Raw genomic sequence first — 19,720 nt, 5'->3', positions numbered from 1 at the left:
GCTCTATTCCGCCGCCACCATCTGCTGCGTCCGCCACTGCCCGAGCAAAGCGCGCAGCGAAGCCGGCTTCACCGGCTTGTTCAGCACGGCGATTTTCTCATCGCGGGCCGCCATCTGCACGGCGGGGCTGCGATCCGCGGTAATCAGGATCGCGGGAATAGTGTCGCCGAAGCGGCGGCGGATGTCGCGGATGGCGGCGATGCCGTTGCCGCGGTCGAGGTGATAGTCGACGAGCAGTCCGGTGACGCGCCGGCCGGCGGCCTCGATCGCGGTGATCGCGCCTTCGGGATCGGCGACCGCGATCACCTCGGCGTCCCAGGTCTTCAGCAGCGTCCGCATGCCGTCGAGGATCGCGGCGTCGTTCTCGATACAGACGATCAGTGCCCCGGAGATCGAGGTGCGCGCCAGCGGTGTTGCGCTGGTCACCGCCGCGGTCAGCGTCACGGCCTTCGCGGTAGGCACCGTCACGGAGAACAGCGAGCCGCCGCCGGCATTGGCGTCGATGGTGATGGTGTGGCCCAGCACGCGCGCGAGCCGCTCGACGATCGAGAGTCCCAGACCTAGCCCGCGCGCGATCCGCGCGCCCTGCTCGAGGCGGTGGAATTCCTTGAAGATCTCGCCGCGTTTGACCGCGGGAATGCCGACGCCGGTGTCGTAGACGCAGATCTTGAGCGAGGCGCCGTGGCGGCGGCAACCGACCAGCACGCGTCCCCGCGGCGTATATTTGATCGCGTTCGAGATCAGGTTCTGCAACAACCGCCGCAACAACAAGCGGTCCGACTCGATCGGCAGCGAGCAGGGCACGAAGCTGAGCTCGAGGCCCTTGGCGCGCGCGATCGGAGCGAACTCGATCTCCAGCGAGCGCATCAGATCGGCCATCTTGAAGCTCGAGATCGAAGTTGTCATCGCGCCGGCATCGAGCCTGGAGATGTCGAGCAGCGCGCCCAGGATTTCCTCGATGGCCTGCAGCGATTCGTCGATGTTCTCGACCAGCCGCGTCTCCTCGCCATTGTGCTGGCGCTCGACCAGGCTCGTGACATAGAGCCGCGCCGCGTTCAGCGGCTGGAGAATGTCGTGGCTGGCGGCCGCGAGGAAGCGCGTCTTGGAGATGCTGGCGTCCTCCGCGGTGCTCTTGGCCAGAGCCAGCTCGGAGTTCAGCCGCGTCAACTCCTCGGTACGATCGCGCACGCGCTTTTCCAGCGTGGCGTTGGCGCGCTCCAGCGCCTCCGCCGCCTCGAAGGTCGGCGTGACGTCGGTGAAGGTGATGACGAAGCCGCCGCCGGGCATGCGGTTGGTGAGCACCTCGATCACCATGTGCCGTTCCGGCAGGCGCTCGAGGTAGGGCTCGCTGTCGGTGGTGTAGGCTATAAGCCGCTGTTCGATCATCGCCTCGCGATCACCCTCACCGGCCGGATCGCTCACGCCCATGAATTCGAGGATTTCGCGCAAGGGTGTGCCGAACTGGATGAAATGCGGGGGAACGTTGAGGAGGTCGCCGAACTGCCGGTTGGAGCAGATCAGCTGGAGGTCGCCGTCGAACACCGCGATGCCCTGGCGCACATGGTTCAGCGCGGTCTGGAGAATCTCGCGGTTGAAGTGCAATGCCGCATGGGAATCGTCGAGCAGCTTCAGTGCGGCCTTCGCGGACACGGTTCGCTTGCGGAGCAGCAGCGACATCACGAGGCGCGAGGATGCGGCCCCGATCGACGAGGCGATCAGGTGCTCGGCGTGCTGCAGCAGCTCGAAATCGGCGGGCGCTCCAGATTCCAGCCGTATATTGCGCCGTGCCGAGAACGCTTCGAACGACTGCCGGGCGCGATCGGGCCCGAGATATTGCGCGACCGTGGTCTGGATGTCCTGCACCGTGATGGTGGTGCGCCAGCGGCGGAAGTTCGGGGCGATTGGGGCGAGGGTGTTGGGCACGAACAGATCGGCCTGCACCAGCTCGATGGACGAGGGCTGCCGCGCCAGCGACAGCAGCACGTAGGTGAGAATGTTGAGCGAGAGCGACCAGACCACGCCATGCATCAGCGGCGGCAGGTCGGCGCCGAACAGCGCCTGCGGCCGCAGCGCCTCGATCCCGAACGGGCCATGCTGCAGCAGCAGGATGCCTGATGTCGAGGAATCCATGAAGCTTGGGATGAACAGGGTGTAGAGCCACACCGCGAAGCCTACCAGCATGCCGCCGATGGCGCCGCGCGCGGTCGCGCGCCGCCACAACAGGCCGCCGAAGAAGCTGGGCGCGAGCTGTGCGATGGCGGCAAAGGACAAGAGGCCGATCGCCGCAAGCTGAGTGTTGCCGAGTGCGCGATAATAGAAATAGGCCATCACCATGATGGCGAAGATGGCAAGCCGCCGCGAGCGCAGCAGGAAGTCGCCGAAATCACTTCCCCCCGCGCGCCCCTCGGGCCGTCGTTGCAGCACCAGCGGCACCACGAGGTCGTTCGAGACCATGATGGAGAGCGCGACGCATTCGACGATCACCATGGCCGTGGCCGCCGACAGGCCGCCGACGAAGACGGCGACGCTGAGCAGTCCCGCGCCGCCCTCCATCGGCAGGGCCAGCACATACATGTCGGGATCGACCGCGCCGAACGGAAAGGTGACGAGGCCGGCGAGCGCGATCGGGATCACGAACACATTGATGGCGACGAGATAGAGCGGGAACAGCCAGCGCGCGCGGCTGACCTCGGCGTCCGAGGAATTCTCCACCACGCTGACGTGGAATTGCCGCGGCAGCAGCATGATCGCGCACAGCGACAGCAGCGTCATGGTCAGGAAGTTGCCGATCGACGGCGAATAGTCGATGGCGCGCACCGCTTCCGGCGTCTTCATCGCGCGCTCGATCAATTCGTGTGGCGAGAACATCCAGAAGGTGACGAAGATGCCGGCGGTGAGGAAAGCAGTCAGCTTGATGATGGACTCGGTCGCGACCGCGAGCATCAGGCCGTGCTGATGCTCGGTGGCGTCGGTCTGCCGCGTGCCGAACAGCACCGCGAAGGCTGCCATCGCCAACGTCACCATCAGCGCAATGTCGCCGAGGATCGGAATGTGGGAGAACGCCTGGTCCTCGCTCAGGATGACTTCGAGGGAGGAGGCCACCGCCTTGAGCTGGAGTGCGATGTAGGGCACCGAGCCGATGATCGCGATCAGCGCCACGGTTGCGGCCACCGCCTGGCTCTTGCCGTAGCGCGCACCGATGAAGTCGGCGATCGATGTGATGTTGTGCGCTTTCGCAAGCTGGATCACGCGGCGCAGCACGCCGGCGCCGAGGCCGATCATCAGGATCGGGCCGACATAGATCGCAAGGAAGTCGGTCGCGGTGCGGGTGGCAAAGCCGACTGAGCCGAAGAAGGTCCAGGAGGTGCAGTAGATCGCCAGCGATAGCGGATAGATCAGCCCGGACGCGCGGCCGGGCTTGGCGGACGAGCGGCGATCGCCATGGCTCGCCACCAGGAACAGGAAGCCGATATAGCCGAAGGCGGCGGCGATCACGCCCCAGTCGTGCAGCATGGCGAGCGTGGCTCTCCCTGGGCGCGGTAGCGCCCGATCTCATTTTCGCTTGCAAATCTAGCGCGTTGGGAGGGGCGAGGCGACAGCGAAATGGCTGGCTGGGGTGGGAACTGGGGTTGTCGTTAAGGTGTCGACCCCAACGTCGTCCTGGCGAAAGCCAGGACCCATAACCACAAGACGTGGTTTATGAGCGCACCGGCAGCTCCGGCGGCCTTTAACGATTGATAGTCGGGGTAATGGGTCCTGGCTTTCGCCAGGACGACCATCATTCCGCCGCGAGCGACTTCTCGCGCAGCGGCAGACCCAGACGGTCCCACACCTGCAGCAGCGCTTCGGCGAGCTGATCGATCAGGCCGTCGTCGTGATAGGGCGAGGGCGTGATGCGCAGGCGTTCGCTGCCCTTGGCGACGGTCGGATAGTTGATCGGCTGGATGTAAATGCCGTGCTCCTCGAGCAGCAGGTCGGAGGCCTGCTTGCACTTCTCGGGATCACCGACGAACAGCGGCACGATGTGGGTGTCGCTCGACATGACAGGAAGGCCGGCGGCGTTGAGGATGGCCTTGACGCGTGCGGCGCGGTCCTGATGGCGCTCGCGCTCCCAGCTCGAGGTCTTCAGATGCTTGATCGCAGCGGTTGCGGCCGAGCAGATCGCCGGCGGCAGCGCGGTGGTGAAGATGAAGCCCGGCGCGTAGGAGCGCACCGCGTCGATGATCTGGCCATTGGCCGCGATGTAGCCGCCGAGGCAGCCGTAGGCCTTTGCCAGCGTGCCTTCGAGAATGTCGATGCGGTGCATGACGCCGTCACGCTCGGCAATGCCGCCGCCGCGCGGGCCATACATGCCGACGGCATGGACCTCGTCGACATAGGTCATCGCGTTATATTTTTCGGCGAGATCGCAGATCTTTGCGAGCGGAGCGACGTCGCCGTCCATCGAATAGAGGCTTTCGCAGGCGATCAGTTTCGGCCGGTTCGGGCCCGCGGCCTTCAACTGCGCTTCGAGATCGGCGAGATCGTTGTGGCGGAATACGACGCGCTCGCAACCGGACTGGCGGATGCCCTCGATCATCGAATTGTGGTTGAGCTCGTCCGACAGGATCAGGCAGTTCGGAATGAGCTTTGCGATGGTCGCGATGCCGGTCTGGTTCGAGACATAGCCCGAGGTGAACAGCAGCGCGGCTTCCTTGCCGTGGAGGTCGGCGAGCTCGGCCTCGAGCTGAACCAGCGGATGATGCGTGCCCGCGATGTTGCGGGTGCCGCCCGCGCCGGTGCCGACGCGTGTTGCGGTCTCGACCATGGCGCCGACCACCTTCGGGTGCTGTCCCATGCCGAGGTAGTCGTTGGAGCACCAGATCACGACGTCGCGCTTGCCCTTGGGCGAGTGCCAGATCGCGTGCGGGAACCGGCCGGCGGTGCGCTCGAGGTCGGCGAACACGCGATAGCGCCGTTCGGAATGGAGACGATCGAGGGCGGAATTGAAGAACTGGGCGTAATCCATCGGCAAAACCTAAGACGGAACTGACCAAAAGGGCCGCATCTTCTTAGAGCTTTTCCAGCTCTAATGTCTATGCGCTATCCCACATTTGGCGGTGAGGGGCATTTGGGCAAAATGCCCTATCCGGCACGCCGCAACTTGATCCCGATCAAGTTCGCGCGACTTATAATGCTGCTTTGCACCATCCGTCTGTTCACCGCGCCCGCAAGCCGGACGAGGCGAAGACAACGCCTCACGTCGTCCTGAACTGCAGCACGCCGTCCTTGGTCTCGGCGGTCAGTCGGCCCTCGACGATCATGTAGTTGACGTGGGCGACGAGCTCGCCGGCGGCGAAGCCCATCTGGTGCTCGTCCAGCACATGCTTGTTGAAGACGACAGGCACCAGCGCGCGCGAGGTCTGCGGCACTTCGCGGCAGGCTTCCGCGATCAGGCGGCAGCGCTCCTCGTGATGGTCGGCGAGCTGCTTGATGCGGGTCTTGAGCCCATAGAACGGCACGCCGTGACCGGGCAGCACCAGGAGATCATAGGGCAGGGTGGTGGTGAGGCTTGCAAGTGAAGCCAGATATTCGCCGAGCGAGTTCTGGTCGGGCTCGACCGCCCAAACACTGACATTCGGCGAGATCTTGCTCAGTACCTGGTCGGCGGAGAGGAAGAGCTTGTCGTCGGCGCAATACAGCATCACCTGGTCGAGCGCGTGGCCGCCGCCGGTGATCACCTTGAAGCGCCGCGCGCCGATCACGATCTCGTCGCCGTGGGAGATGCGGCGATAGGACGGCGGCAAGACCGAAACGCGTGTGAGATATTCCTGGCCGCGACCGAGCAGCTTTTCGGTGAGCGACTCGTCCATGCCGTGGCGGCGGAAGAACAGGCGCTGCGCCTCGCGCCGTTCCTCGGTGCCGCGGTTCTGGTGATAGACCGATTGCAGATATTCGACCTGCGACATCACCAGCGGGCAGTTGAACCGTTCCACGATCCAGCCCGCGAGGCCGACATGGTCGGGATGCGAGTGCGTGACGATCAGGCGCGTGATGTTGACGCCTTTCAGCGGGCCTTCGAACAGCTTCGTCCAGGCCTCGATCGTCTCCTCGTTGCCGAAGCCGGCATCGACCATCGCATAGCCGTCGCCATCGGCGAGCAGGTAGATGTTCACATGGTTGAGGCGGAACGGCAGTTTCAGCCGTGCCCACAACACGCCGGGCCTGACCTCGACGACCTCTTCAGGGCCGGGATGCTGGTCCCAGGGATAGCGCAGGGCCTCGGCCGAGGACTGCACGGTGTCGGTTTTTGCGTTCATGTTACCGGCTTAAACCCAGCGCGGGCAGGGCGCCAGCCGAAAAAGGACGCGAGGCGGTCGTCGCATGGCCATCATACCGCGGCTTTTTCCGTGCGCCGGTTGAAGCCTGCCAAAAACGCCGTCATTCCGGGGCGCACCTAGCGCGAACCCGGAATCCGGAGATGACTGCGCGAGATTCCGGGCTCGCCTCTTCGAGGCGCCCCGGAATGACAATCAGGCCGCCCGCATGTTGTTGAGGAACGCGTCGATCTCTCCGCGCAGCATGTCGGCCTCACGGCGGAGCGCATCCGATGCACTCAGCACCTCGGTCGCCGCGGCGCCGGCCTCGGCCGAAGCCGTCGAGACGCCGACGATGTTGCTGGAGACCTCGCTGGTGCCGCCGGCCGCATGCTGGATGTTGCGGGCGATCTCGCGCGTCGCCGCGCCCTGTTCCTCGACCGCGGCCGCAATGGTCGTGGTGACGTCGTTGATCTCGCCGATGATCCGGCCGATGCCCTGGATGGCGCCGACGGCAGACGTCGTGACCTGCTGCATGCTGGCGATCTGGGTTCGGATCTCTTCCGTCGCCTTCGCGGTCTGGCTCGCGAGGCTCTTCACCTCGGATGCGACCACCGCAAAGCCGCGGCCGGCCTCGCCTGCGCGCGCCGCCTCGATGGTGGCGTTGAGCGCGAGCAGATTGGTCTGCGACGCAATCGTCTGAATCAGGTCGACCACGACGCTGATGCGGCTCGCGCTGTCGGCGAGGCTCTGCACCGTGGTGTCGGTGGCGCCGGCCTCATCGACCGCCTTCTTGGCGATCGCGGCCGAGGTGACGACCTGCTTGCTGATCTCCTCGATCGAGGACGACAGCTGCTCGGTGCCCGATGACACGGTCTGCACGTTGACCGAGGTTTCCTCGGCGGCGGAAGCGACCGCGTTCACCAGAGCGTTGGACTGGTCGGCGGTGTTCGACATGCTCTGCGCGGTCGTCTGCATCGAATTGGCCGATTGCGCGAGATTGTCGAGCGCGGTGCGCACCGTGCCTTCGAACTCCGCGATCTTCGCTTCCATATGCGCGGCCCGCTCGGCCTTGACGACGCGATCCTTGTCCTGCTCGCCCGCAAGCGCCCGCGCTCCGATCATGCTGTCGCGGAACACCGTCAGTGTTTCCTTCATCGCGCCGATCTCGTCGTTCTGCCGGGAGCGGACGATCTCGGTGTCGAGATCGCCGGCTGACAGCAGCTGCATGGCGCGCTGAAGCTCGCGGATGCGGCGCAGGATGTTGCGCCCGACATAGAGCCAGACGAACAGCGCCGAGCCGATCAAGGTGAGCCCGCCCAAAGCCAGCATCGCGGTCGTGGCGAGTGAGATCTCCTGGCGCGCCTGGAAGGTCGACGCATTGGTCTCCTTCTGCACGCCGTCGACGAGCGCCTGCACGCTGATGCCGAGGCCGACATTGAGCTTGCGGGTTTCGTCCAGGATGGTCTGGCCGTAGTCGATGGAATCGAGCTCCTTCTGGCGGATCTTGAACACGCCGCTCTTGCCTTCGCCGAAGGCGAGCAGCTTCTCCACGGCGTCGCGTACGGTCTGCATCGAGGGAATGTTCGGAAGGTCCTCGAGGTTGGACTTGACGCGGTCGCGGGTCGTCTTGAATTCCTTCTCGATCGCCTCGAGCGTATCGCTGCTGTTGGCCGAGAGTGCCGCCATCATGTCGGCGGCCATCAAATTGCCGTTGGCGGAGACGGTCGAGACCTGTGAGACCGTGCGTGCGGCTTCGGTGGCGTCATCGGCCGACACTTCCGCAGCACCCAGGATCGCGTTGAGGCGGGTTTGCGCATCCAGCATCGCCGGGCCGGCAGCGCCGACGAAGGCGAGCTGGGCCTTGCGCAGTGCTTCATATTGCTTGTCGTGCAACGCGCCGGTGTCGAGCCGCTCGCGTGCCGCCGAGACGAGGCTCTGTGTGGCTTCGCCGATGCTCTTGGCGGTGTCGCGGAGCGCGTTCGCGGTCTGCTGGTCGGCGCCGAGCTCGATGATCTCGCCGAGCTTGCCCATCGCGAGCTGCTGGATGTCCTTCACGCTCTTGGTACGCTCGTTCAGCGCATCGGGGCTGGGCGATGCCAGCAGGCCCGGTCCTTGCGCGGCGAGCGTTGCGCTTTGCGAGGCAAGCTGAAGGCTGGCAGAGAGGCGCGGGATGTCACGGCCGCTCAAATCCATCATGGTCGAGCCGAGATGGCTGAAAACGAAGCCGGCACCGGCTGCGATCACGAGGCCCATGCCCGCGATCACGGCGAAGGCCGCAATCAGGCTGCCACGCAGGCCCCATTTCGGCATCTTGAAACGCGGCTTGAGACGGCCGAGGACACGGCCAACGCCCAGACGGATCGCCATCGAAACTCCCCCACACCCGTAATCTTATATTTTCGTCGCGGAGTATCCTTGGCGCGGGTTAAAAAATCGCAAGTTTCACAAACGCTTGGCTAGTTCCGCAGGACGAAAAAAGAAAGGGCCGGCAGCGATGCCGGCCCTCGAAAGCGAAGCGGTCTTCTCAGGCGCGATCAGTAGCGCGCGACGACCGGGCTGGCCCAATTGAAACGGTAGTTGAGGCCCGCCTTGAAGGTGTGGTCGTCGGTGGTGAAGTTGCCGGTGCCGACCAGCGGACCCGCGGTGAAGTGTGAGTCGCCGAAATTGTAGTACTGGTACTCGGCCTTGGCCGACCAGCTCGGCGCGAACATGTATTCGAGGCCGGCGCCGATGGTGTAGCCGTTGCGGTGATCGCCATCGATGATGAAGGCGGTCGGCACGCCGGCGACGGTGACCTTCTCGTTGTTGTCCGAATAGGCGTAGCCGCCCTTCACGTAGACCAGGCCCGGTCCCCAGGTGTAGCCGACGCGGCCGGTGATCGAGCCGAGGCCACGCTGGTCGTTGGTGTAGGCCACGCCGCCCGGGAATACCGCGCCGACATTGCCGGAGAGCCAGGAATACTGGCCTTCGACGCCGACCACGAAGTTCGGATTGACCTGCCAGTCGGCACCGACCTGCACGCCGCCGAGGAAACGGCCGTTGCCGTTGTTGCCGGTGGAGAGGCCGTTGAAATTGTTGTCGCTGGAGAACGCGCCGCCGATATGGCCGCCGATGTAGAAACCGGTCCAGTTGTAGATCGGCGCGGCATAGGCCGGGGCCTTGTTGTAATAGGGGCGGGCGCCGAGATCGGCACCAATCGCCGGGGCAGCCGCGCCCAACACGAGCAGCGCAACGGTTGCAAACAGAATCTTCTTCATCGTCCAAACTCCAGCACTAAGGTCCCGGCAAGCGCGCTGTCCGCGCCGCGTTGGTTTTGCAGATAGCTCGCTTTTGACGAAAATGCTGTCACATGCATGGCACAGCGATGCCCAACCTAACTTATTGGGCTGCAATTGATTTTCGTGCTTAATGCCGACTTAAGAAGCGATGAAGGAAGGCTTAATTCGAGCGCGTTGCGGTAACTTGCGGGCGCGTCTCGTTAACCAAGACGCCGCCGCACCTCGTCGCGCATCTGCGCGCGGAAGGCGGCGCGCTTTGCGGGGCGGTCTTCCTCGCGCACGTCGTGGCGATCGAAGATGTCGAACTTCTCCAGGATCGGATAGCGCTCGCTCGCCATCGCGAGCACGCGGAGCACCTTGGTCGCGGCGACCGTCGGGCCGCGCACCTCCCAGCGCCGGATCGTGTCGGCGCCATCCTTCTCCGGCAATGCACAGAGTTTCGCCATGTCGGCCGCGGTGAGCTTGCGCTCGATGGCCTCGGAGAGGTCGTCGCGGAGCTGCTTCAGTTCGGGGCCGGTCATGCTGTTCGCGTCCAGGAAGGCCATTGAGGGGTAATGCACTAGCGCTGATTCGGGTCGATCCGAAGGCGGTCACGGTCGTGATAGACATGGCGGTCATTGCTTTCAAGGAACTGGCATTCGGCTGCGACCGTGAAGAGCGCGACGGTCGGCACATTTCCGAGCACACGGAGTTATGAACGAAGGCCTATGGGAATTCGCCGGCGAATGAACACATGGTTTCATTAGGCCGCAGTGAATGAAGGGATCGGTCATGACAACGACCAGGCTTGCCATTTCCGCGCTTGTCGCGACTGGCCTGCTTGCCGCGCCGTTCGCGGCGGAGGCGAAGAGGGTTCGCACGAGCCGGCACTACAGCACGAATGTCATGGCTCCAACCTATGGTGGCTCCGGAGGAACTGCGACGCAGCCGAGGCCATCTTACGGGTCGTCGGGACAGACGGTCGGCACGGTCACGGCGCCATCGGTCGGTACATATAATTGGCCGTCGGTTGGCGTCACGAACGCGGTCCCGACTTGGAGCAACACCAATCCGCGGTAACACAGAGGGTGGCTGCGGTGCGCTTCAGCCTTCCGCCGCCCCGTTCAGCGCGTGCTCGTCGCCAGGCCGGAGAGAAGGTAGAGCGCGACCAGCAAGGTCGCCACCGAGAGCATGGTCGTGATCGAGACCGTGGCCGCGACCAGCTTCTCCTCGACCTTGTGTTCATGCGCCAGCACGTAGACGGTTTTCGCCGTCGGAACGGCTGCGCAGATGACGGCGGCGACGGTGTAGAGCGGATTGAGGGCGGTGATCACGCAAAGGCCGTAGACGATCAACGGCATCACCACCAGTTTCACGGCCGCGAGCGCGAATGATGTCCCGAGACTGGATCGCAGGCCTTCGACCGACAGGCCGAGCCCGATGGCAAATAGTGCGCAGGGCGTGAGCGCCGCGGCGATCATGTTCAGATAGGCTGCGACAGCCGCTGGAATCGGCAGGCCCGTGATCGCCCAGACGAGGCCGATGAGCGTCGACAGCACCATCGGATTGAGCAGGATCTGCTTCGCCAGCCCCGCGGACCGCGCAGGCCCGTGCGTGCCCCGCTCCAGCAGGATAACCGTGACCGGAAACATCACGGCGGCGACGAACACGGTCGCGACTGCGGCCGGCAGAACGGCGGGCTGGCCGTAGATCGCATGCAGGATCGGCAGCGCCACGAAGCCGGTATTGGTCATCGCCGCCGCCATTCCTTGGATCGTGCTGCTGGCGAGATCGTGCTTCCCACCCGTGCGGACCGCCACGAACACCAGCGCGAAGCAGATCATGGAGCCGCCGCCGAAAGCGAGCAGGAAACGCCATTCCAGCAGATTGCGCGCCGGCTCCTGCGCGATGGTGACGATCAGCAGCGCGGGCATCGCCACGTTGTAGGCGAAATGCACCAGCGCGTCGGCAAGCGAGCGGGAGAGATAGCCAAGTTCGCCCGCGAGCCAGCCGGTGACGATGATTGCGAATACGGGAAGAACGAGGCTGGCAACCTCCATCCGGCGTCCCCTCTGCCAAGCAGCATCGCCATCCTAGCCCGGCGATGCCTGCTCGTCACGGTTCAACCGGAGCGCGCCGCACCGGTCAGGTGGCGTTTGGCCTTAGGCGCCCCTGCCTGTCTGCTGGCCGATCACACAGCGCCATCCCGCCAGCCGCTCGGCCGGATGCTGGCTCATCCATTCGGCAAGTTGCGGCGCGCCCATCATGCAAGACTGAACTGAGACATCGGCGAAGTCCGAGGTGGTGACGATCTGTTCGTGGCAATTTGCCGGCGAGGCGAGGCTGCAAAGAACGGCGATGATCTTGATCACGCGAGGTTGCCCCCGTCGCCGCGAGCACTGGCTCCGCTCGATTGCTCGCCAGCGGGTTCTGCAGGCGGGAAGATGCTGTCGTAGACCGCACGGGCCTCCCGGATGAGGCGAATGCGCTCACGTTCGGATTTCGAGACGAACTGAATAACCTGGCCCATGTCGGCCTCCATCTGGATCCGCAACCCATCATCATATGATGACAATCATTGCATGCGGATGTAGGATGCCGGCCTCAGCTTTGCAGCCGTGCGGGCGGTCACGAGGGATAAAAAGCCCGTGACTATTCCGTTCCTAAGCGGACCAGAATACCAAAGCGAAACGCACCTCACCCTGCCGGTGCGCGTTCCCTTTGTCCTGGCACGGCCGCGAGCAGTTCCCGCGTGTAGGAATGCTCCGGCGCGGCGAACAGCTGCGCGGTCGGCTTCAGCTCGACGATGGCGCCGCGCTGCATCACCGCGATACGGTCGCAGATCTGGGCGGCGACACGCAAATCGTGGGTGATGAACAGCATCGAAAGGCCGAGGCGCGCCTTGAGATCCTCGAGCAACCTCAAGACCTGCGCCTGCACGGAGACGTCGAGCGCCGAGACGGCCTCGTCAGCAACGATGATCTCGGGTTCGAGCGCGAGGGCGCGCGCGATGCCGATGCGCTGGCGCTGGCCGCCGGAGAATTCATGCGGATACCGCTCCAGCGCGCCGGCATCCAGGCCGACCATCTTCAGGAGATCCCGGGCGCGGTCGAATGCCACCTTCGGATCAATGCCGGCCGCAATCGGGCCATCGGCGATGATGTGGCCGATCTTGCGGCGTGGATTCAGGGAAGCAAACGGATCCTGAAAGATCATCTGGATGCGATGGCGCTCGGCGCGCAGCGCCTTGCCCGCGAGTTGGGTCAGATCCGTATCGCCGATCCGCACCGTGCCGCGGTCGGCCTCGATCAGCCGCATCACGAGCCGCGCCACCGACGATTTGCCGGAGCCGGATTCACCGACGAGGCCCAGCGTCTCGCCTTTGAGGATGTTGAAGTTCACCGCGCGCGCGGCATCGACGCGGCGGTCCTCGCGAAACCAGCCGCCTGAGGTGACGTAGGTCTTGTCCAGCCCGATCACCTCGACGGCCTCGGCCCGATCGTCGAGGGGTGCGCGCGCCGGCGGATCCATCGACGGCACCGCGGCGAGCAGCGCCTTGGTGTAGTCGTGCTGCGGTTCGTTGAAGACGGTTGCGGCCGGACCTTCCTCGACGACCTTGCCATGGCGGAGCACCACGACCTGGTCAGCGATGTCGGCGACCACGCCAAAGTCGTGGGTGATGAACATCACCGCCATATTGCGCTTGCGCTGGAGGTTGCGGATCAGCTTCAGGATCTGCGCCTGCGTGGTGACGTCGAGCGCGGTGGTCGGCTCGTCCGCGACCAGCACCGCCGGTTCGAGCGCGAGCGCCATCGCGATCATGGCGCGCTGTCGCTGACCACCGGAGAGCTGGTGCGGATAGGCGCGCACGATGCGTTCGGGGTCGGGCAGGCCGACCTCGCGCGCCAGCGACAACGCTCGCGCGCGCCGTTCCTTCGGCGTCAGCAGGCCGTGGGCCTCGAACATCTCCGCCATCTGATCGCCGATCCGCATCAACGGATTGAGCGCGGTCATCGGCTCCTGGAAGATCATCGCCAGCCGGCGGCCGCGCAGATCGCGCCAGCCGTCGTCGTCGAGCTTGAGCAGGTCGCGGCCTTCGAACTGGATCTCGCCTGACGTGACGCTCACCGTATCCGGCAACAAGCCCATCAGCGCATGCGCGCACATGGATTTGCCGGAGCCGGATTCGCCGACGACGCAGACGATCCTGCCGGGCCGAAGGTCGAGCGAGACGCCATCGACGGCGAAGGAACGTTCGGCGCCCTTGGGCAGCGCGATCCGCAGATTCTTGATCGAGACGGCGGGCGGGGCGGTCATCGTCAGCGGCCCTCGCGCGAGAGACGCGGATTGAGCGCGTCGTTGAGGCCTTCGCCGATCAGGTTCAGCCCCAGCACCGAGATCAGGATTGCGACGCCGGGAAACACGGTGATCCACCAGGCCTGGCGGATCACGGTGCGGCCGGCGCCGACCATGTAGCCCCAGGAGATCAGATTGGGATCGCCGAGGCCAAGGAACGAGAGCGAGGATTCCAGCAGGATCGCGGTTGCCACCATCAGCGAGGCCAGCACGATCACCGGTGACAGCGCGTTGGGCAAAATCTCGCGCAGGATGATCCAGCTGTTGCTCTGGCCGGTGACGACGGCGGCCTGGACATATTCGCGCGTGCGGAGCGACAGCACCTCGCCGCGGACGAGGCGGGCGACCGGCGGCCAACTCACCACCGCGATCGAGGTCACGATCGAATAGATCGACGGTTGCAGGATCGCGACCAGCACGATCGCGAGCGCAAAGCTTGGGATGGTCTGGAAGAACTCGGTGAAGCGCATCAGGGCGTCGTCGATCCTGCCGCCGAAATAGCCGGCCATGGCGCCGATGGGAATGCCGACGACCAGCGCGACAAGCGTGGAGACAAGTCCGACCAGCAAGGAGACGCGTGCGCCAAAGATCATGCCGGCGAACACGTCGCGGCCGAGTGCGTCGGTGCCGAGCGGCACGGTCGAGAGCGTGAACGGCGGCAGGAACGGCCGCTGCACCATGCGCCAGGGCGAGTTCGGGAACAGCAACGGTCCGAACACCGCGACCCCGATCGCGAGCAGAAGGATGACCAGCCCGATGACGCCGCTCGGGCTCTTCAGTATCGATTTCCAGAACTGTTTCATGCGGCGAATTCGATGCGCGGGTCGACCAGTCGGTAGACGAGGTCGGTGATGAGATTGAAGATCAGCACCATGACCGAGCAGGTCACGAAGACGCCGAGCAGCAGATTGTAGTCGCGCTGCAAGAGCGCGTCGTACATCAGTCGCCCGATGCCGGGCCAGGCGAACACGGTCTCGGTGATGACGGCGCCGCCGATCAGCGTGCCGGCGTGCACGCCCGCGAGCGTCACGACCGGCAGCAGCGCATTGCGCAGCACGTGGCGGCGCTGGATGACGGCGTCGGAGAGGCCCTTGGCGCGCGCGGTCTTGACGAAGTCGAGCCGCTTCACTTCCAGCATCGAGGCGCGCGTCATGCGGGTGTAGGTCGCCATGAAGAACAGGCCGAGCGTCATCGCCGGCATGATCAGGTGCTTTGCGACGTCGACCACATGGGCAAAGCCGGTGAAATTGGCGCCGACCGTCTCGTAGCCGAAGCTCGGCAGCCAATCGACCGTGACCGAGAACAGCAGAATTCCCATCAGGGCCACCCAGAAGATCGGCATGGCGTAGAAGATCAACGCGAAGATGGTGATGCCGGTGTCGAGAAAGGTCCCGGCGAAGCGGGCGGCGAAGGTGCCGAAGAGAACGCCGAGCGCGAGCGAGATCGCGAATGCCGTCAGCGTCAATAATAGCGTTGCCGGCAGCCGCTCCAGGATCAGCTTCGAGACCTGCGCCTGCTGGCGGAACGAGAAGCCGAGATCGAGGGTCGCGACGCCCTTGACGTAGATGAAGAGCTGCTCGGGCAGCGGCTTGTCGAGGCCGAACTTTTCGCGGAGCTGCTGGACGAAGACCTGGTCGCTGGCGCCGGCCTCGCCCGCCATCACGACAGCGGGGTCGCCCGGTGCGAGCCGGATCAGGAAGAAATTGAGGACGACGATCGCGAGCAGGACGATCACGCCCTTGAGGACACGCTGAGCGACGAAGGAGAGCATAGTTAGTGCGTCATACTTGGTAGCGTGACCCGGAGCCACGGTGACGGTGAACTCCCTCGCCCCGCTCTTGCGGAGAGAGGTAAGAGGCTCACTTGTCGAGCCATGCGTCCTTGAAGCCGTCGTTGACCCCGATGCCCGTGGTGATCAAATTCTTGACCTTGCAGCGCATGATGGTCGGGAATTGCAGCTCGAGCATCCAGGCGACCGGCACGTCCTCGACCAGGAGCTTTTGCGCCTTCGCATAGATCTCCTTGCGCTTGGAGTCGGGCGTTGCGACCGCGCCGTCGGCGAACAGCTTGTCGATCTCGGGGTTGGAGTAGCCCTCGACGTTGTTGAACACCTGGCCCTTGGCGATAGCGCTGGAGACGTAGTTGCGCCCCACCCCGAGTGCGGGATCGCCGTACTGGTAGAGATAGGTGAAGGCGATGTCGTAATCCCAGTCGCCGATCTTCTGGTTGCCGCCGGCAACGTCGGTCGAGATCGTCTCGATGCTCATGCCGACGTCCATGAGGTTCTGCTTCACCGCTTCACCCCAGCGCTGCCAGGTCTCGCCATAGGCGAGCGGCAGCAGGCGGATTTTCTCGCCCTTGTAGCCGGCTTCCTTCAGCAGCGCCTTGGCCTTGGCCGGGTCGTAAGGGTATTTCGGCACGTCGTCGGTGTAGTATTTGATGGTCGAGGCCGAGGGGCCGGTCGCGACCTTGCCGAGCCCGTTCCAGATCACGTCCTTGGCGAAGTCGCGGTCGATCGCATACATGATCGCCTGCCGCACCCGCTTGTCGGCGAGCGGACCCTGGCGGTTGTTGAGCCACAGCCAGGCCAGCGGCGAGAAGAACTCCCAGCCGGCGCCGGTGACGCAGGTGTCCTTCAGCTTCGACAGCCGCGGCACGTCGAAATTTTCGACCGAGCCGCCGGGCAGCACGTCGACCTTGCCGGTCTCATACGCCACCGAGCGCGCAGCGGCGTCGGGGATGATCTGCCAGTAGATCTCGTCGATATAGGGCTTGCCCTTCTCGTAATAGTTCGGGTTCTTGACCAGCCGAATGAACGAACCCTTCTGCCATTCCTTGAACATGAAGGGGCCGGTGCCGATGGGCGCGTTGTTGTACGGATTGGTCTTCCAGTCGGTGCCTTCATAGAGATGCTTCGGCACCATCGGCATCGAGCCGACCTCGAAAATGCCGAGGAACGGGCCGAACGGCTGCTTCAGCGTGAAGACGACCGTGTTATCGTCGGGCGCCTCGACCTTGTCGACCTGCGCGAGATTGTTGCGGGCGCGCGCATGCGTCTGCTTCAGCATCTCGACTGAGAACAGCACGTCGGCTGCGGTGAAGGGCTTGCCGTCATGCCAGGTGACGCCTTTCCTCAGCTTGAACGTGTAGGTCTTGGCGTCCTCGCTGACGCTCCAGCTCTCGGCGAGTTCCGGCTGCGGCTCGAGCTTGGGGCTGTAGCGCAGCAGGCCTTCGAAGATATTGCCCGACACCATCTGGGTCGGGCCGTTCTGGATCATCGCAAGCATCAGGCCGGGCGGCTCGGGCTGGATCACCGCATTGATCACGCCTCCCGTTTTCGGCTCTTGCGCCAGCGCCGAGGCCGAGAGGCCGCAAGCCAGGAGGAGACCAAGCAACACTCGTTTCGACATGCCGTATCTTTCTCAAGCGCGACCAGCCGTAAACGCTGCGCGATTTCCTCGCGCGCGAAGCCACGGCCGGCCCGTCCCAGTCCCCATCCGGGCGCGAGGCTCACACGGTCCCGTTCCGCGCCGCAAGATGAAAGTCTCGACAGAGTTCGCACAAAAAATGTACAGCGCGTCCTGTTTTCACTTGATTCATTGTCTTGTCACGGAGACAAGTCGGCCCATGGATAATGCCACACGCTCCGAACGGTCTCGCAATGCTGCCCTCGAAGCGGCCATCGCGATCATCGCGCGCGACGGACCCGGCCGGCTGACGCTCGATGCGATCGCGCGCGAGAGCGGCCTCAGCAAGGGCGGTGTGATGCACCAGTTCCGCACCAAGGAAGCGGTGCTGAAGGCGCTGCTCGAACGGCAGATGGCGCATTTCGAGGAATTCTCGACGGCCTATATGGCGAAGGTGAGCGCGACCTCGCCAAATCCCAATTTGGCAACCCAGCTCGCGACCGTGCGGGAGGCGGCGACCTCGCCGAATTCCGCGGCGCTGGCGCTGGTTGCGGCCATGGTCGAGAATCCCAGCCTGATGGCGCTGCCGCGTGGGCGCGAGATGGAGCGAATGGCGGCGATCAGGGAAGAGGCCGCCGACCCTGATCTCGCGATGCTGCGCTGGGCCGGCGCGATGGGCTTGCTGCTGAGTTCGTTGTTCGGCATGTCGCCGCTCAGCAAGGACGAGCACCAGCGGCTGTTCGCGCGTCTGGTCGATGACGCGCAGTGGGCCGGCCTCGAACAGCCGGCGGCGAAACGTTCCGCCAAGCCCGCGGCCGCATCGGCGGCAAAGGCTGCAAGCAAGGGCAAGCGCGCCTGATTCACCGTTAACGAAATCCATCCGTTAACTGCACAAAGCCGCGCCTGCGGCCAAATGCGTCGGAGTACGGTTTTGCCACTTTACAAACCGTCTGGTCGGTTTTATATATCCGAACACTGAGACGGCCCGAGGCTTCCGAAATGGCCCCGGACGAAGTCATGGGCCGGCAATGGTGAGCGTCGCAGCCGCGTGTGGTCCCGTACGCGGCTGCGGTCCCCAAAGGCCTTTGCCGAGATTGGCCCTTTCTGAAAGCCGTTAGAGGAGTTTGCAATGGATCGCTCGATCGCCCTGCGCGGTCTGGGAACGCTGATGCTTGGCGCGCTCGTAACCGGCTGCGCCTCGGTCGCACCCGTGCCTTATTCGGAGATGGCGTCGTCCGCCTACATGGCGCCCGACAAGTCGGATGCCTCCGGCCGCGTGCCCTACCGCTATTCCACGTCGGTCGACTGGCGCGCATATAATAAAGTGATCCTCGAGCCCGTCGTGATCTATCGCGGCAAGGACCATCAGTTCGGCGACATGTCGGACAAGGACAAAGCGACGCTCGCCGCGTACATGCAGACCCGCTTCGCCGAGCGGTTGCGCGGCCGCTTCTCCCTGGTGCGCGAGCGCGGGCCTGAGACGCTGCGGATCAGGCTGACGCTCACCGGCGCCGTCACCAACACGCCGGTGCTCGGCACGCTCTCCCGCTTCGACATGGCGGGCGCCGTCTACAACGGCGTGCAGGCCGCGCGCGATGGCGAGGGCATGATGACCGGATCGGTCATCTACGGCGTCGAGATCTTCGACGCGTCGACCGCACGCCTGCTCTCCGCCTACGTCACCAAGCAATATCCGGGAGCCTACGACATCAAGGCAAGCGTCGGCGCGCTCGCGGCTGCCAATGCCGGCGTCGACAAGGGCGCCGATGCGCTGATGGCGCAACTGAACTGACGCCGCAATCCTCTCAACGAAAGGTGCCGCTGATGAACATTCTCCTTCGCTTCGTGCTGCGCGTCGCCATCACCATCGCGATGATGGCATTTGGCGGTCGTGCCGGCGCCGCCGCGCCCGCCGATCCCAGCGGCACCTGGCTGGTCGAGGATGGCCGCGCCCGGATCAGGCTCGAGCGCTGCGGTCCCGCGCGCGACCGCATCTGCGGCTTCATCGTCTGGATGAAGGAGCCGGCCGACAAGCGCGGCCAGCCACTTCGCGACAGCCAGAACCCCGATCCCGACAAGCGCGCCCGTGTGCTGCTCGGCCATCAGCTCATCATGGGCTTGCAGGCGACGCCAGAAGGTCGCTTCGGCGGCGACATCTACAATGCCGAGGACGGCAAATCCTACTCGGTCACGCTCTGGCGCGAATCCGCTGACCGGCTCAAGCTCAAGGGATGCCTGATCAAGTTCTTGTGCCAGACCCAGACCTGGCAGCAGACCCTCGACGCTCAGCCAGGCCAGCTCATCGGCCTCACCGGCGATCTCAACGGTCCCCGCGCCGACAAGGAATGGGCGCAGGTGCCGGCACCGAAGCCGACTCAGGTCAAAGCCAAGTAGCTTCCGC

17 protein-coding genes are annotated in these 19,720 nt (G+C 64.7%); 4 read left to right on the top strand and 13 right to left on the bottom strand.

Features of this window, described 5'->3' with window-relative positions; all coding sequences use genetic code 11:
• Positions 1-3: 3 nt before the first annotated feature.
• From ACWAT4_RS37620 to ACWAT4_RS37595, 6 genes are all read right to left on the bottom strand, one after another.
• Positions 4-3,513 carry a PAS domain-containing hybrid sensor histidine kinase/response regulator gene (locus ACWAT4_RS37620; protein WP_212302728.1) on the bottom strand — a complete coding sequence of 1,170 codons (3,510 nt, stop codon included), beginning with the start codon at positions 3,511-3,513 and terminating at the stop codon, positions 4-6.
• A 265-nt stretch (positions 3,514-3,778) separates the two neighbouring features.
• Complete coding sequence (gene hemA, locus ACWAT4_RS37615; protein ID WP_212447116.1) at positions 3,779-5,008, bottom strand: 5-aminolevulinate synthase; 1,230 nt, start codon at positions 5,006-5,008, stop codon at positions 3,779-3,781.
• Positions 5,009-5,237: 229 nt separating this feature from the next.
• A complete protein-coding gene (locus ACWAT4_RS37610; RefSeq protein WP_449729439.1) occupies positions 5,238-6,299 on the bottom strand; it encodes an MBL fold metallo-hydrolase in 1,062 nt (353 codons plus the stop codon).
• 213 nt (positions 6,300-6,512) lie between these two features.
• Positions 6,513-8,666, bottom strand: a complete 2,154-nt coding sequence (locus ACWAT4_RS37605) for a methyl-accepting chemotaxis protein (protein WP_449729438.1) — start codon at positions 8,664-8,666, stop codon at positions 6,513-6,515.
• A gap of 167 nt (positions 8,667-8,833) precedes the next feature.
• Entirely contained in the window at positions 8,834-9,556 is a 723-nt protein-coding gene (locus ACWAT4_RS37600) for an outer membrane protein (RefSeq protein ID WP_212302724.1), read from the bottom strand.
• Positions 9,557-9,777: 221 nt separating this feature from the next.
• Entirely contained in the window at positions 9,778-10,098 is a 321-nt protein-coding gene (locus tag ACWAT4_RS37595) for a hypothetical protein (RefSeq protein WP_212302723.1), read from the bottom strand.
• Between the two features lie 250 nt (positions 10,099-10,348).
• Here ACWAT4_RS37595 and ACWAT4_RS37590 point away from each other — a divergent pair, with 250 nt between their 5' ends.
• Positions 10,349-10,636, top strand: coding sequence for a hypothetical protein (locus ACWAT4_RS37590; RefSeq protein WP_449729437.1), 288 nt, complete (start codon positions 10,349-10,351; stop codon positions 10,634-10,636).
• A 44-nt stretch (positions 10,637-10,680) separates the two neighbouring features.
• On the opposite strand, the gene ACWAT4_RS37585 is transcribed toward ACWAT4_RS37590, so the two are convergent.
• The 7 genes from ACWAT4_RS37585 to ACWAT4_RS37555 form a co-directional block, all read right to left on the bottom strand.
• A complete protein-coding gene (locus tag ACWAT4_RS37585; protein WP_449729436.1) occupies positions 10,681-11,616 on the bottom strand; it encodes an AEC family transporter in 936 nt (311 codons plus the stop codon).
• 102 nt (positions 11,617-11,718) lie between these two features.
• Complete coding sequence (locus tag ACWAT4_RS37580; protein WP_212302721.1) at positions 11,719-11,928, bottom strand: hypothetical protein; 210 nt, start codon at positions 11,926-11,928, stop codon at positions 11,719-11,721.
• Entirely contained in the window at positions 11,925-12,086 is a 162-nt protein-coding gene (locus tag ACWAT4_RS37575; RefSeq protein ID WP_449729435.1) for a hypothetical protein, read from the bottom strand. The genes ACWAT4_RS37580 and ACWAT4_RS37575 overlap by 4 nt, the downstream gene beginning before the upstream one ends.
• 167 nt (positions 12,087-12,253) lie before the next feature.
• Positions 12,254-13,873 carry an ABC transporter ATP-binding protein gene (locus ACWAT4_RS37570; RefSeq protein WP_449729434.1) on the bottom strand — a complete coding sequence of 540 codons (1,620 nt, stop codon included), beginning with the start codon at positions 13,871-13,873 and terminating at the stop codon, positions 12,254-12,256.
• A gap of 2 nt (positions 13,874-13,875) precedes the next feature.
• Entirely contained in the window at positions 13,876-14,715 is an 840-nt protein-coding gene (locus tag ACWAT4_RS37565; RefSeq protein ID WP_212302719.1) for an ABC transporter permease, read from the bottom strand.
• A complete protein-coding gene (locus tag ACWAT4_RS37560; RefSeq protein WP_449729433.1) occupies positions 14,712-15,683 on the bottom strand; it encodes an ABC transporter permease in 972 nt (323 codons plus the stop codon). The genes ACWAT4_RS37565 and ACWAT4_RS37560 overlap by 4 nt, the downstream gene beginning before the upstream one ends.
• A gap of 88 nt (positions 15,684-15,771) precedes the next feature.
• Positions 15,772-17,322 (bottom strand): ABC transporter substrate-binding protein, encoded by a 1,551-nt coding sequence (locus ACWAT4_RS37555; protein ID WP_212426024.1) that lies wholly within the window; start codon positions 17,320-17,322, stop codon positions 15,772-15,774.
• A gap of 217 nt (positions 17,323-17,539) precedes the next feature.
• Here ACWAT4_RS37555 and ACWAT4_RS37550 point away from each other — a divergent pair, with 217 nt between their 5' ends.
• From ACWAT4_RS37550 to ACWAT4_RS37540, 3 genes are all read left to right on the top strand, one after another.
• The gene (locus ACWAT4_RS37550; protein WP_449729432.1) at positions 17,540-18,178 is read left to right on the top strand and encodes a TetR/AcrR family transcriptional regulator; all 639 of its coding nucleotides are present in this window, start codon (positions 17,540-17,542) and stop codon (positions 18,176-18,178) included.
• Between the two features lie 270 nt (positions 18,179-18,448).
• Positions 18,449-19,111 (top strand): DUF3313 domain-containing protein, encoded by a 663-nt coding sequence (locus ACWAT4_RS37545; protein WP_212302715.1) that lies wholly within the window; start codon positions 18,449-18,451, stop codon positions 19,109-19,111.
• A 32-nt stretch (positions 19,112-19,143) separates the two neighbouring features.
• Complete coding sequence (locus tag ACWAT4_RS37540) at positions 19,144-19,713, top strand: DUF2147 domain-containing protein (protein ID WP_212302714.1); 570 nt, start codon at positions 19,144-19,146, stop codon at positions 19,711-19,713.
• Positions 19,714-19,720: the final 7 nt, after the last annotated feature.

The sequence above is a fragment of the Bradyrhizobium sp. T-1 genome (assembly GCF_053592855.1).
This window is presented reverse-complemented; position numbering and strand designations above follow the sequence as displayed.